This is a genomic window from Pseudaeromonas pectinilytica, assembly GCF_054780855.1.
This window is the reverse complement of sequence record NZ_BAAGVN010000030.1, coordinates 1-14,629: the sequence shown is the minus strand read 5'-3', so window position 1 is coordinate 14,629 and position 14,629 is coordinate 1. Positions and strand designations below refer to the sequence as shown.

At 57.6% G+C, this 14,629-nt stretch carries 11 protein-coding genes; 5 read left to right on the top strand and 6 right to left on the bottom strand.

The genetic code is table 11. The features are described from left to right. Window positions 1-339: 339 nt before the first annotated feature. Window positions 340-1,098, bottom strand: a complete 759-nt coding sequence (locus ACYVG7_RS03015; protein WP_460881770.1) for a hypothetical protein — start codon at window positions 1,096-1,098, stop codon at window positions 340-342. A gap of 109 nt (window positions 1,099-1,207) precedes the next feature. Continuing rightward, window positions 1,208-2,098: a LysR substrate-binding domain-containing protein gene (locus ACYVG7_RS03010; RefSeq protein WP_460881769.1), complete on the bottom strand. Its 891-nt coding sequence runs from the start codon at window positions 2,096-2,098 to the stop codon at window positions 1,208-1,210. A 103-nt stretch (window positions 2,099-2,201) separates the two neighbouring features. Between ACYVG7_RS03010 and metE the strand changes: the two genes are divergently transcribed. After that, window positions 2,202-4,493 carry a 5-methyltetrahydropteroyltriglutamate--homocysteine S-methyltransferase gene (gene metE, locus ACYVG7_RS03005; RefSeq protein ID WP_460881768.1) on the top strand — a complete coding sequence of 764 codons (2,292 nt, stop codon included), beginning with the start codon at window positions 2,202-2,204 and terminating at the stop codon, window positions 4,491-4,493. A 51-nt stretch (window positions 4,494-4,544) separates the two neighbouring features. On the opposite strand, the gene ACYVG7_RS03000 is transcribed toward metE, so the two are convergent. Continuing rightward, entirely contained in the window at window positions 4,545-5,741 is a 1,197-nt protein-coding gene (locus ACYVG7_RS03000) for a Bcr/CflA family multidrug efflux MFS transporter (protein ID WP_460881767.1), read from the bottom strand. Window positions 5,742-5,938: 197 nt separating this feature from the next. On the opposite strand from ACYVG7_RS03000, the gene ACYVG7_RS02995 reads away from it, so the two are divergent. From ACYVG7_RS02995 to ACYVG7_RS02985, 3 genes are all read left to right on the top strand, one after another. Beyond that, a complete protein-coding gene (locus ACYVG7_RS02995; RefSeq protein WP_460881766.1) occupies window positions 5,939-6,481 on the top strand; it encodes a DUF2799 domain-containing protein in 543 nt (180 codons plus the stop codon). Window positions 6,482-6,500: 19 nt separating this feature from the next. After that, a complete protein-coding gene (locus tag ACYVG7_RS02990; RefSeq protein ID WP_460881765.1) occupies window positions 6,501-7,058 on the top strand; it encodes a DUF2799 domain-containing protein in 558 nt (185 codons plus the stop codon). 115 nt (window positions 7,059-7,173) lie between these two features. Further along, entirely contained in the window at window positions 7,174-9,126 is a 1,953-nt protein-coding gene (locus ACYVG7_RS02985) for a methyl-accepting chemotaxis protein (RefSeq protein ID WP_460881764.1), read from the top strand. A gap of 38 nt (window positions 9,127-9,164) precedes the next feature. Here ACYVG7_RS02985 and ACYVG7_RS02980 read toward each other — a convergent pair whose 3' ends face one another. The 3 genes from ACYVG7_RS02980 to ACYVG7_RS02970 all read right to left on the bottom strand — a co-directional run bounded on the left by ACYVG7_RS02980 (window position 9,165) and on the right by ACYVG7_RS02970 (window position 14,134). After that, the gene (locus tag ACYVG7_RS02980; protein ID WP_460881763.1) at window positions 9,165-9,926 is read right to left on the bottom strand and encodes a class I SAM-dependent methyltransferase; all 762 of its coding nucleotides are present in this window, start codon (window positions 9,924-9,926) and stop codon (window positions 9,165-9,167) included. A gap of 111 nt (window positions 9,927-10,037) precedes the next feature. Then, the gene (locus tag ACYVG7_RS02975; RefSeq protein WP_460881762.1) at window positions 10,038-12,188 is read right to left on the bottom strand and encodes a methyl-accepting chemotaxis protein; all 2,151 of its coding nucleotides are present in this window, start codon (window positions 12,186-12,188) and stop codon (window positions 10,038-10,040) included. Window positions 12,189-12,355: 167 nt separating this feature from the next. Then, window positions 12,356-14,134, bottom strand: coding sequence for a putative bifunctional diguanylate cyclase/phosphodiesterase (locus ACYVG7_RS02970; RefSeq protein WP_460881761.1), 1,779 nt, complete (start codon window positions 14,132-14,134; stop codon window positions 12,356-12,358). A gap of 177 nt (window positions 14,135-14,311) precedes the next feature. Here ACYVG7_RS02970 and ACYVG7_RS02965 point away from each other — a divergent pair. Next, window positions 14,312-14,629: transposase (locus tag ACYVG7_RS02965; protein ID WP_460881794.1), on the top strand; the 318-nt coding region annotated here is incomplete at its 3' end.

The following is a 14,629-nucleotide window of genomic DNA, read 5'->3' as shown; positions in this document are numbered from 1 at the left end:
CCCGGGATCAGCATTTGTGGGCAACGGCAGCACTCTGACCATACGAGATGGGTGAGTTGGGAGTGGGCATTACCATTCCGAAGCACATTCCGTTGCGCATTTGAATCTTACGTCCTGGAGTCTTGACTCCTCACCACCGCCACAAAGTAAGTGAGGGCTTCTGACTTTTTTCATATTACTATGGCCACTTGCCTATTCCCGCAGCAATTAATCCTTTTTTTGATCTCCTCCACACTAGATCGCGCCAATAGGGCAAACTCTTGATCGAAAGCCTTTTCTTGATCACAAAGGACGCAAATGAAAAAGGCCCCGCAGGGCCTTCTACCACGGAGCAATGACTCAGCGACCGCTCATCTGATGCTGTAGTTGTTCGGCTAGGTCCTGCAATTTTTGCTCTTGTTCCTGCAACCAAAGCCAACGAGCAATGCAGCCCTGTTCCGGCTTGATCATCTGTTGCAACGCGTCGATCCCCGTTTTGAGCTGAGCATTGTTCTGCAATGCGGCAATTTCCAGACTTAACACTCGGATATTATCGATCGCCGTCGGCGCCATCCCCCGCAAACGAGTAACCGCTAACTTCTGATTTTCAAGTTCCGGATCGGTAAACAGCGCCGTAATCACGAGCGTCATGGTGGCCGAGTAATCTTTATATTGCTGGTAGATGCCCCCCAAATAGGCATCAGAACCCACCATGGGAGCGACGATCATTTCCACGGCCAAATTGCCCTGCTGAATCGAAGCCAGTAAGGCATCACGCTCCTGACGCAGGGAGAATCGTTGGCTCAACAAGGTCAAACGCCCCTTTTCCAACCCAGCGATCAACTCCAGTGAACGGGCCGCATCCGCGCGGCGTGCCGCAGGCGCCTGAGCCAGCAGCCGGAGTTGTTCTGCATCTTTGGTGATCACATCCGGCTTTTCGCTCTGCAGTAGATCCATGATGGCCGCTTTACTCTGCTTGCCAATTTCGGTCGCCGAAAGACGGGACAAATCCATTTGAGCCGCATCGGAATCTTGGGGCACAGAAGGGGCATTATGATTGAGCACCAGTAGGACCAAAACCACGAGGATCGGTAACGCAAGAAGGAAAGGTTTACGCATGCTGAAGCTCCTGTAACCACCGCAATAAAAAGACGGAGCCTACTATAGACACGGAAAGATCGATTGCAATCAAACCTGGACAAATCGGGACAGACCTTGATTGTAACCGTTATAGCGCCGATTTCGCGGCTTGCCGAATGCGTTGAAACAGCGCCTGATAGCAACTGTTTTGTCGTTCCCGAACGCGCAAAGCACCATAGAGTCGACTCCCGATCCCCGCCCCCAGGCGCCGGGTGACCACCAACCCCTGAGCTTCAAAATCCCGACACACCCAGTCGGGTAAAACGGCAATACCCCAACCTGCTGCCGCCATCTGTACCAGCATCAAAGTATTTTCAACCTGCCGGATCCGTGCGGGCGACCGGTTCGCAGGCTGCAAGAACTGCCGCACCACGTCCAGACGTGAACTGGCAACCGGGTAACTGAGCAAGGTTTCAGCGGCGACCAAGTCGGGTGTCACCTCCGGCACCTGAGTTAATGGATGATTCGGGGTCAGAACCAAGCGCATCTCGTAGTCAAACAGAGCCTGGTAGTGGATATCGGCACACGCCTGAACCTCCGACGTCAGCACCAGATCCAGCTCGCCGAGCAACAAGGCCGACTGGGGATCAAAACTCTGTCCGGTCACAAACTCGATTTCCCGTCCCTCAATGGCGGAACACCCCTCGAGCGCCGGGGCTAGCCAGTGAATACAGCTATGACACTCGATCGCTAGGCGCAACGGCGTGGTAACCGGAGCCTGGTGCCGTGCGAAACGACTGAGCACCGCATCGACCCTAGGTAGACACTCATCCGCTAGCTCCAGGCACCACAGCCCTTCCCGGGTAAATTGCAACGGCTTGCTCTTGCGTAAAAATAAAGGTCCCCCCAGCCGAGATTCCAGCTCGGTCAACTGATGGGACAAGGCGGAGACACTCAGATGCAGTCTCTCGGCAGCGCCACTCAGACTGCCCACGTCACGCAGGGTGGCGAGAGTGCGTAGATGTTTCAATTCGATCATGAAGATCCTGCAACTGACGGTTGCAAAAGTTGCGATAGCGTTGCGCTACGCTAATCGACAAACATAGCCATGTAAACATCTAGACGTCCAAATGGAGAAATGCATGGCACATCTTACCCATACCCTCGGCTTTCCTCGCATCGGCGTGAAGCGCGAACTCAAGCAAGCCCTGGAAAATTACTGGTCCGGAAAAAACACACAAACCGATCTCCTGGCAACCAGCCGGACACTACGACAACGTCATTGGCAATGGCAGGCAGAAGCTGGCATCGACCTGCTGCCGGTTGGCGATTTCGCCTGGTACGATCAGGTACTGGGTATCTCGCTGCTGCTAGGCAATATTCCGGCTCGCCATCGCAATCAGGATGGTAGCGTCGATGTCGACACCCTGTTCCGGATCGCGCGCGGCCGGGCTCCCAGCGGCCATACCGCCGCCGCCAGTGAAATGAGCAAGTGGTTCAACACCAACTACCACTACCTAGTACCTGAATTCACACGCCATCAGAGTTTCAGCCTGGAATGGACCCAGTTGTTTGACGAAATCACCGAAGCTCAAGCCCTGGGTCATGCCGTCAAGCCGGTCCTGCTCGGTCCGGTGAGTTATCTGTGGCTGGGGAAAGTCAAAGGCGAACCGTTCGATCGGCTGGAACTGCTGCCGCAGTTGCTCGCCGTCTATGGTGCTGTGTTGGCTCGGCTGGCAGCTGCAGGTTGTGACTGGGTGCAGATCGATGAACCCGCTCTGGTCCTCGACTTGCCAGATGCTTGGCAGGATGCTTACCACACGGCCTATGATGCCCTGCAAGGACATTGCCGTCTGCTGCTGACAAGTTATTTCGGCTCGGTCGATCACCATTGGTCGCTGATCCGCCGTTTGCCGGTGCAAGGGGTACATCTGGATTGTGTCGCCGGTCACTGGCCCACTTCATCCCAGTTGGCCGAGCTGCCCGCTGACTGGATCATCTCGCTGGGCATCATCAATGGCCGGAATATCTGGCGTGCGGATCTGGAGCAACAACACCAGCGGCTACGACCGCTGGCGGCGCAACTGGGAGAACGTCTCTGGCTCGCCAGTTCCTGCTCACTGCTGCACTGTCCATTGGACCTGCAAGAAGAAACTGCACTGGATGCCGAGGCCCGCAGCTGGCTGGCATTTGCCCGCCAGAAATGTGTCGAGCTGCAACTCGTGGCACAGACGCTCAGTGAGGAACAGCCGGATCAGCTCCTGCGCCTGCAAGCCTATAGTGCCTCCATCCAGGCAAGGGCTCGCTCCTCCCGCGTTCACAATCCGGCAGTACAGGCTGCAGTAGCCGCCATTACTCCGGCACAGGCCCAGCGCCAAAGCCCTTATGCCCTGCGAGCCATCCAGCAGCAACAGACATTGAACCTGCCCGCTTGGCCGACGACGACCATAGGCTCCTTCCCGCAGACCGCCCAAATCCGGGCTCTGCGCCTGGAACACCGGCAGGGACGACTCAGTGCGCAAGACTATGAAACCGCCCTGCAACAGGAGATATCCTACGCGGTACGGGAGCAGGAGGCACTGGATCTGGATGTACTGGTACACGGTGAGCCGGAACGCAACGACATGGTCGAGTACTTTGGCGAACAACTGGCTGGGTACCTGTTTACTCGCAATGGCTGGGTACAAAGCTACGGCTCCCGGTGCGTCAAACCACCGATCATCTGCGGCGATATCAGCCGACCTCATCCCATTACTGTGGCCTGGAGCCAATATGCCCAGTCGCTGACCGCCAAACCGATGAAGGGCATGCTGACCGGACCCCTGACCATGCTCTGCTGGTCCTTTCTGCGGGAAGATCTGAGCCGAGAAACCATAGCCCAGCAACTGGCCCTGGCGTTGCGGGACGAAGTCTGCGAGCTGGAACAAGCCGGGATCCGCATCATCCAGATTGACGAACCGGCGCTACGCGAGGGGTTGCCACTGCGCCAAGCCGAATGGGCGGACTATCTGCAATGGGCGGTCCAGGCCTTTCAGCTGACCGCTGCCGGAGTGAGCGATAGCACCCAGATCCACACCCATATGTGCTATTGCGAGTTTGCCGATGTCATGGACGCCATTGCCGCCCTGGATGCGGACGTTATCACTCTGGAAACCTCGCGCTCGGACATGGAGCTACTGGAGACGTTCCGCTCCTTTGCCTATCCCAACGAGATTGGTCCCGGTGTCTATGACATTCACAGTCCGAATGTGCCAGGCATAGATTGGATGGTCGGCTTACTGCGCAAAGCCGCGGAGCACATTCCGGCGCAACGCTTGTGGGTCAATCCAGATTGCGGGTTGAAGACCCGCGGCTGGGAGGAAACCCGGGCCGCCTTGGCGAACATGGTGATTGCCGCCAAACAGTTGCGTCAAGAACAACCGGTCACGCTCTAGAACGCACCAGAGCCGCACTCTCGTTGTAACGGGAGTGCGGCCACCGACGAATTATCCGGCGCGAGTCGGATGACGCAAAGTACGGCCTAACCAGAGGTGCGCCCCCAGCGCCAACACTCCGCACACCGCCATCACTCCGGTCATGGGCAATGCCGAGGTCGCCGGAACGCTGTTCACCGCAACCCCGGCCAGGGCACCGACGCCGAAACGCAGCGAGCCAGCCAAGGCGGAGGCGGTTCCGGCATTCGCCGGAAAAAAGCCGAGGGCATGGGAGGTGGCGTTGGCACCGACCATTCCCAACTGTCCGACATAGCAGCAGACCGGGATCACAATGCCCCACAAGCCGCCCCAGCCAGTAGCGCCATTGAACACTAGAGCCAGACCGGCCACCGCACTCAAAATCAATCCCAACCGTAACATGGCCAGCAACCCCACCCGTTTGACCAGGCGACCATTGATAAAGGTCATCCCCATCAAAAACAGAACGTTCAGGCCAAACAGCAGCCCATAGTGCTGAGCTGGCACGCCGAAATACTGGATATAGACGTAAGGCGAGCCGCTGATAAAGGCAAACATACCGGCGGAGGAGAAGGTGCTGGCTAGCAGGCTCCCCATCGCTTTGCGATGACACAAGACCCGGTAATAGTTACTCAGCACGCTGCCCAAACGTAAAGGCTGCCGCAGCTTGGGCTTCAGGGTCTCGGGGATCCACACCAGAATGGCCCCCCAAAGAAGAGCTCCCAGCAGAGCCAGTAAGATGAAAATGGAATGCCAACCCAATGCCAGCATGGCGCCGCCGAGCAACGGAGCCACCAGAGGGGCCAGGGTCATGGTGAGGATGACGATGGTCATGGCCCGCACCACATCATCGGGGCTGAACAGATCACGCAGCAGCGCATTGACCACCACGACACCGGCGGCGCCGCCGATAGCCTGCAGCAATCGGAACAGCAACAGCACCGGCAAACTCTCCGCAAACACACAACCAATGGAAGCCAGTGTAAACAGTGCCACGCCGAACAAGATCACTGGTTTGCGACCGAAGCTGTCCACCATAGGCCCATAGAATAACTGGCCGATGGCAAAGCCAATTAAAAAGGTACTGATGGTCAGCTGCACTGACTCGACACTGGCGGCTAGATCCTCGGCAATACTGGGTATCGCCGGTAAATACATGTCGACCGCCAAAGGTGTTAACCCGGAGAGAGCCCCCAGCATGATCAGCAGCAATAAATGAGAGGTTCGCATGGACGCCTGTTCCGAATGGAGTGAATTATGAGTGTAACGGATACTTGATCTGCTTCACAAAAAAAAGCTGGAGCCAATCACAGATCCCGATCTTCGCATTGACCGCCGGGCATGGGAGAATAGCCGCCACACCCTTATCGCGAAGCTAGCCTGCGGGCTGGACGCGATCCCCGACCGAGTGACCCACAAGGATCAGGATGAGACACCTTTTTATCGCCTGCCTGCTGCTTCTGGCTGGCTGCAGTATCGTCAGCAAAGATCAATGCAGAAACCTGAATTGGTATGGCCGCGGCTACGCCGATGCCATGCGCGGCATGCCCTATGCCGATGGCGCACGCTACGCCAGTGCCTGCCGCGATCAGGGCGTCTATCTGGACATAGCGCCCTGGCAACGGGGATACCAGCGTCACCTGAATCAGACCTGCCCCATGGACAAAGCCAGACAGTTGGCTGCCAGCAGTCAGCCCTATCAGGGACCTTGTCTGGCTATTCCGGAATTTGCCACTCGCTACCATGCCGAACAAGCCAAGGCTCAGGAGCGGGCTGTGCTGCAAAAAGCCGAGGATGATCTGGTGAAGATCCGTCAGGAGCATGCCTTGTTGCGCGGCAAGCAGGATGCCGCCTCGAAGTCCCGGCTCCAGGAGTTGGAGTGGAGCGAATTCCAGCTGCAACAGACCCTGCTCGAACTCCGGCCACCCGTGGCGGTGGAAGGTGATGTACTGAATCCGAGTCTGCATTAATTCTCAGGGAGTCGAGACCATGCGCTGGCCGCTGATCCTCGCATTATCACTGCTCGGCGGCTGTAGTGCGCTGTCCGAACAACAGTGTCGCCTTGGCGATTGGTATGGTCTGGGCTATCAGGATGGCCAGGCAGGTCGGACCCGCAATCGCCTGGATGAGTACCATAAGTCCTGTGCAGAGTATGCGATTACGCCCGATCTGGAACGCTGGCAAGCCGGATATGACAAGGGGCTAGCCTTTTATTGTATACCCGAACTGGCCTATGCCAAGGGCAAGAATGGCGATGAGTATCATGGGGTCTGCCCGAATGATGCCAGCTTCCGTCAGCGCTACGAGCGCGGCCGTGCTGAATATCAGGTGCAACAGCAGCTGGATGAGATTGCCGATGAGCTGGATCGACTGCAAGACGAGCGGGAGCGGGTCTGGAAAAGTTACCGCCACAGTCAGGATGATGCCGAGCGCCATGAGTTAGGCCACCGGCTGAGACAGTTTGAGTGGCATGCTCTGGATTTGCAGCAGCAGTATATGCAGATCAAACAGCAACAGCTGCAGTTGCTCGCCACCCCACGGGAGTAGCACGCCGTCAACAGGCATGCGGCAGCTCCCCGTCGGCTCTGCTTCCACCGGCCCCCTGTCATCTATTTGTCATTTTCCCTTCATACACTCGCGGCAAACCGAAGAGGATGCCGCCATGAAGATCGCTCACTTTTCCCTGCTCAGCTCGCTATTGCTGCTGCTACTCGCCTCCATTTTATGCTGGAGTCTCTACACCGGCTGGAGTCAGCGCCTCAGCCAGGAGCAGCAAGGTATCAGCTTCGAGCAGCTCAGACGCACCGTCAGCCAGGATGCCCAGCGCCAGATCGGAGAGTACCTGCTGACCGGTGATGCCAGCCGATTGACTCAAGCCCGCCAATCCTTGACGCAAGCAGGAAACCTGCTCGCGCAACTGCCCACCACCACGCAGCGCAACACCCCACAACAGTTACAGCAACTCAATGCCAAGATGGGGGGCGAATACCTGGCTGCGGGCAAATTGGCCGGCAATAGCCAACAACTGCTGCAGAATGCCGAAAGCGAACTGATGAGCAACCTGGGGATCCTCACCCGCTATGCCCTCGCCGCCCAGCATCCACAGAGCAGTGCTTACCTGAGCCTAACCGCCAGTATGGCCTCGGGCATTGCCAAGCTGGGGCAATTGCGCGAGAACCTGATGGCCCAGCACGATAGCCGCCTACTGAAATCCCTGCAGTTTGAGCTCGACAGTTTGCAGCAGCAGTTGGTCCAGTTGCAGGCCCTGCCCTTGCTGGGCATCCACGCCGAGAGCGAGGATGATTTTCCCAGTCTGGGCGAGGAAACTGCAGCCGCGGCCGATCAGGGGGAAGAGCCCAAGGCCGAGCTGGCCAGTCTGCTGAATCGCTATCCCAAGGAGCTGGAAAACACCCGACGCATGCTGGAACAGCAGCAGCAAATGAAGCTCCAATTGACCGCTGACTTTCGCCAACTGGAGAATGACATCCTGCAGATCGGCAAGGATCTGCAACAGAGCCAAACCCAGCAACTACAACAGCTGGGCCTGACCCTGATCGTGCTGGTCGGCATTCTGGTGCTGTTTGCGCTACTCTCCTTCCTGTTTCAGCAACGGCTGGTGGTATCTCGCCTGCATGTGCTACGCAACGCCTTCCGCCACCTAGTCACCACCGGACGGCCAGAGCCCCTGCCGGTACAACACCGCCACAGTGAGCTGGGGGAGATCGCCTGTAGCTTCAACCAGTTGATGAACCTGCTCAGCCAACAACAGCAGGATAAGGGGCTGCAGCTGGGGCGAATTTCCCAGACCCTGGAGGGCATGGTTAGTCAGGTCGAGCAGATCCGGCAGCATGCCGAGCAATCCGATGGCGCCATCGCGGTGGGGCAAGAGATGATGGACGAGCTGAATCTGCTGGCCAGTGAGGTGCATCAGGTGGCCAACGACATCGCCGAACACGCGCGCCACAACGAGACCTCGATGTTGCACAGTCAGGATCTGGTGCAACAACTGCAAGCGGCCACCCGTCGTACCGGTGACGCGATCGAAGCCAGCCAAGGCTCTTTACAATTACTGGATGAGTCGATGAAAAATGCCACCGCCATTGTCGATGTTATCAGTCATATCGCCGAACAAACCAATTTGCTAGCGCTGAATGCGGCCATCGAAGCCGCCCGCGCTGGCGAGCACGGCCGCGGCTTTGCGGTGGTCGCCGATGAGGTTCGCCATTTATCCGGTAGCACCCAAAAGTCGCTGTCGCAGATCTTGGCAATCTTTACTCGGCTCAAGGGCGCCTCCAGCGAGCTCAGTGACACCATCCATGCCATTGCCGATGCGTCCGAACTGCAACAACAACATGCCGATGGCTTATGGGAGACGGCGCAAGGGGTTCGGGAAACGGCGCGCAGCACTGCCGTGGTGGCCGATCAAGGAGCCGGCAATGCCCAAAGCCAGGTGGAAAAGTTGCAGGCCTTTGCCGATCTGATGCAGGGCATGCGTCAGCAGTCGTCCAGCATGTCCAGTCAATCGGTGCAAGTGGCTCGCCATATCCAGGCCCAGGCCGAGTTGATCACTCTAACCCTGCAAGGCCAGAGCACGACAGAGCCCGTGCCCGCCTGAGGCGCAAATCAACGACAGCCTTCAAGCTGAAACCAGATTCAGCTCCCGCGCAGTGCAGCCTGGATATAGAGGTCGAAGCGGTTGCTCTTGGTCTCGATGGCGCTGCTAGGCTTCATTTCGTTGAGCCAACCGGCATAATCTGGACGCTTCACCACCACCCGTTTGCTGGCCACGACCAAGGCGGCCGGCAGTAAGGCATCGGCATCCAGATCCGGCCCGACCAACGATTGGAATACTCGCATCTCCTTTTTGACCAGTGCCGATTTTTTCTTATGCGGGAACATGGGATCGAGATACACCACCTCGGGAGCAATGGTTAACTCCTGCAGCCGTTGCAAGGCGGGGCCAGGTAGCAAGCTCATGCGTTCTTGCATCCAGTGGCCAATCTCGGGGTCGGCGTAGGCCCGCGCCAGACCATCAGCTAACAAGGCTGCCACTACAGGACTGCGCTCCAGCATCACCACCTGGCACCCCAGCGAGGCCAGCACAAAGGCATCCCGTCCCAACCCGGCAGTGGCATCCACCACCAGCGGGGTCGCGCCCGCCTTCAAACCCACCGCCTTGGCAATCGACTGCCCTCGTCCGCCGCCAAACTTGCGGCGATGAGCCACAGCACCCTCGACGAAATCGACAAATACCGCCCCCAGCAGCGGCTCATCCAGCTTGCGCAGCTCGAGACGGCTCTCGGTCCACACCAGAGCGAAGGGAGCCGACAACATCAATCCACCCAGTTCGCTCGTCAGACGCTCGGCATCTGCTTGCCTTGATGGGCACTCGGCGATGATCTCAATGACAAACATGCAACAACCCCATAGCAACAGGCTCCCGATAGCGGGAGCCTGTGCATTGTACCAGAGAGAGTGCCACTGCCTAGGCGGCTGGCAGCGTGCAACTCACACCGAGCTGCATACTCATACCGCGCTGCGTTGGCTGACCTGGAAGCGGCCCGCCATCAGACTCAATCTGGCAATGGTGTGATGGGTCTGAGCCACGCTCTGACTGAGATCATCCAGCGCCATCTTCATGGCTCCGGCGACATCGGCCACCCCAGCCGCTTCTTCAGCATGTTCGCGGCCGTGGTCGGTCAGCTCATGGATGGTGGCAAACAGCTTCTCGACAATCAGGCTCTGGCCGGCGTTATCACCAGCCGCCTGTTCGGCGATCCGCAGCCCCTCCTCCATATTGCCCATCCCCTTCTCCATGATCTGAACGGCATCGGCGGCTTGTTGTTGCACCTTGACGATCATGGCTTCGATTTCCGCCGTCGAGCTGCTGGTCCGTTCGGCCAGGGAGCGAACTTCGTCCGCCACCACCGCAAAGCCCCGTCCCGCTTCCCCGGCCCGAGCGGCTTCGATGGCCGCATTCAATGCCAATAAATTGGTCTGTGCGGCAATCGACTGGATCACGCCGACAATATTACCGATCTCCCGGGTGCTAGCCCCCAGTTGCTCGATTGTCTGGGCCGAGGTACTGACAGTTTCACGAATCGAGCGCGTCCGGCTGGAAACAACCGAGAATTGTTGACGCGCCGCCTCTGCCTGTTGGGTCATCGCCTGATGCATATCTTCCGCTGTGACCGAGGCGGAGTTCAAACGCCCCATCTGCGCCTCCAGGGATCCGAGCGTCCGCTGCATAGCCTCCATCACCTGATCCACAGCCTGGGCACTGCTCCCGTTATGCTGCTGCATGCGCAGATTGTCCTGCTCCAGCGTCCGGCTGGTCACCATCACGTTGCCCAGCGTGGCATCCAGATTATCCACCAGACTATTGACCCACTGGGTCATGACGCCGGTCTCATCACTCACCAGGGTCGAGCGATCCAGCCGCAAGCGCAAGTTAGCCTCCCCTTCAGCAATACGCCGCAACATGCCGATGACCTGACGCAAGCGGCTGGCCAAGGGCTTGGCATAGCGGCGATTAAAGCACCAGCCACCCAACAACAGTGCGACGGCTTGCAGGGCTATGGCTTGAGGTTGGGCAAGCGACAACCACTGGGCCAGAACTTGAGCGACAGCCCAGCTGGGGATAAGAGTTAGCAAGGCCCCCTGGAGAAGACGATAACTGACCGAGCGATAGCGGTAGACCTCTTCCAGATCCGCTTCGCACATCATGCCCCAGGTATCTGGCGAGCCAGGCAGTTGGAAGGTGATCCCCTTGCCAATGACCGGAATATGCCGGTAGTCGGAGTATCCCGGATAGGTGACATAGAGGTTATGGCCATTACGAATGGTTTCGCGAACCCCCGGATGCAGTTGCCCCGTGGCCGGATCATTGAACTTGAGCTCCAGCTCGGTGTGTTCCCGTACCCGGACCACACCAAACGCCGTCTGCACGCCATCCTTGAGGTTGTCGCCCAGGCTGAAGGTGCGATCCTCGAAGCGTGACCGGGACAATGCCACACCGGGTTCGATGGATGGATCCAGCACCGACTTGACCATAAACAGGTAATTGTCACCCGACTCATGGAAGATATGCCCCGCTTCGCGCTGGATCAGATCTCCCAGCACATCATTGGGGATCCGGGCACACAGGGTAGCAATCCGCTGTCCTGCCTGCAGGATCGGCTGATAGAACATCAAGGTGACTGCGTCATGGAAGGAGGATGTGCTGGGCCCCAGCAACCGGGTCCGTTCATCCCGATATGGGCCATGCAAGAAGCGTCCGGCTGCCAGACGCTCGAGAACCTTACACGAAATTTGTTCTTGCCGTCCTTGCAGCTCACGGGAGCTGGCCAGCAGTTGGCCAGTAACGTCGATGACAAATAGCTCGGAGGCATCAGGGAGCAAACACTGTTTATCTGCTAGCCAGCCACGATTGAGTTGCGAGAGCTCCGGCACCACATCCGCCAGGCTGGCCAACAGACTCCACTGCTGTTCGCACCATTGCACCAGCAGAGCCTGCCGGGTCGTGGCGAAACTATTGAAGGCACTCTCCATGGCCTCGACCCGATCCCGATTGCGTCGATAGGCCCAGCGCATCGTCAACTTCCCTGTCTTGCCAAACCAGGGCAGCCAGTGTCGTTCTGCGGAGCTCAATGCCATCTTGTTGCTGTGTAACTGCATAACCATCCCTTGTTATTTGCATACTCAATCCATTGATGAGTCAGACAATAAGCAAGCAACGTACCAACAAAGGGCAAGGGTTAGCGAGGGATTAGTGCAGCATCGCTCACTGGTGGGGCACCAAATGAGCGCATCGGATCAAAAGGGGGCGAATTTTCCCGTGAGACTCATATCAGGATGGCGGATCCCACCCGCTCGTTGTAACTGGCAGCATAAGAAGGGTGATGTTGTTGCAAATAGGACAGCAGATCCGGCCAAGCCAGCGGCCGACTGAACAAATAACCCTGAGTAAAAGAACAGCCCTGCTCACAAATAAAGGCTTGTTGTTCTTCCCGCTCCACCCCCTCGACCACCAATTGCATGCCCAGGTTATGCACAATTGAAATCAATCCCTGTAACAAGAGACGATCTTGCGTATGCAGCGGTATCTGTTGCACGAAGGAGCGATCAATCTTCACCAGATCCATGGGATAGAGGCGCAGGTAATTCAACGCCGAGAAGCCGGTACCAAAATCATCGATGGCAATCTGGCAGCCCGCATCCCGCAACGCCTGAATGCGGCACAGATGCTCTTCATGGCCATCCATGAAAATCGATTCGGTAATTTCAAAAATCAACTGTCCAGGAGGTAACTGATATTTGGCCAGCACGGACAGCCACTCATGCCCATCGGCACTCAGGGTGTTGAACTCCAGGGTCGAACGATTGACCGACACCTGCAACCAGTCGTAGCCCGCATCATGCAAGCGTCGCAGATCGCGACACGCTTGTTCCAGTAATTGCTCGCCCAGGATCTGAATCAAACCGCTCTGCTCGGCTAGGGGAATGAAATCAACCGGTGAAACGGCACCCAGCTCGGGATGCTGCCAGCGAGCCAGAGCCTCCAGTTTGGCCACTCGCCCCAAACGGTTATCCCAGATTGGCTGATAAACCAGCGTGATCTCGCCGTCATTGATCGCCTGTAACAGGTGACGCTGCATGGCTTCGCGTTCGGCAATCCCCTGTAACATCTGTTCGGAAAAGCAGAGATAATTGCGTTGCTGGCGCCGCGCTTCGAACAGCGCCAGATCGGTATGCCGCAGCAATTGCTGACTATCCTGACCATCCCGGGGCCAGAGTGCACCCGAGACAGTTCCCGACAGCCTTAGCTTGCGAGGCCCGACTTCGAATCGACTATGCACGCGAGCGAGTAACTGATCCGCCCAAGCGGCCAACTCAACCTCGGAGGTGACACCAGGAAGCAGCAGCGCAAAGCCATCGCCGCCCACTCGCCCCAGTAACTCCCGGCTACCCACCAGGAGACGCAGTCGATCCGACAGCTGTTGCAACAAGAGATCGCCGGTTTGATGATCAAATTGTGTATTGATATTGCAGAAGTTTTTCAGATCCAGCGACAGTAAACCAAATGCAGCGCCGGTTTGGCACTGATGATCCAGTTCGGCATAGAAGCCGGGTCTATCCAGCAGCCCGGTGAGCGGATCCAGCACCCGAACCGAGACGGAGGATGGACCATGCAAGCTACTGCTCTCCTGCATCAAGCCCACCAGACATAACAAATGGAGATCGGCACCATGCTGGTAGCGGCAGACTGTTAACTGTTCAGCCAGCATGCGACCACTCTTGTGACGACTGAGCACCTGACCTTGCCATACCCCGCGCTCGGCAACCGCCTGTTGGATCAGCACCATCAACCCGGTGTCGTAGAGTCCAGAGCGTAAGGCCGGCGCCAGCTGGCCGACCAACTCTTCCGCTCGGTAGCCGCTGAGAGCTTCGAACGGGGCATTGACCGCGAGAATGATGCCATTCTCGTCACACAGCGTGGCAGCAGAAGAGAGCAGAGCCAAACGGGAATATGCCGGAGCAGGGACAGATGGACGCAAACTGGCTGTGGTGCGATCCATCCAGCCATTCCATTGGTATATCAACCGTTCAAGCCACTGTGGCATTCCTACTCCCAACCTATCGTTTAATCCTTGGCCACACATGATATAACCCCGAACGAGACTTTACTGGCGCGGGCTATTGCGCTATGGCCTGTGCCAGTGCCCAACCCCGGTTCAAAGAGGTGCTTAACCTAGCAAAGAGCATGCCTTGCCTCGTTGTCGAGCCGGGAATCATTCCCGATCCAGNACAAGATCAGCAACTGGAAACAGTACAACCAAGCCTTGGTGCAACGTGGTTCGTTGACCGTCTGGATGGATGAGCAAGCCATCCAGCAGTGGCATTGCCAGACCCATCATGGCCGCCGAGGGCGAGGCTTCCATTACAGCGACTCCGCCATTGAAACCGCGCTGATGCTCAAGGCGGTATTTAAGCTACCGCTGCGTGCCTTGGAAGGCTTCATCAACTCGCTGTTCCAGCTGATGAATGTGCCCTTACAGTCGCCGGACTACAGCTGTATCAGCAAGCGCGCCAAGACGGTCGAAATCAAGTACCGCCTA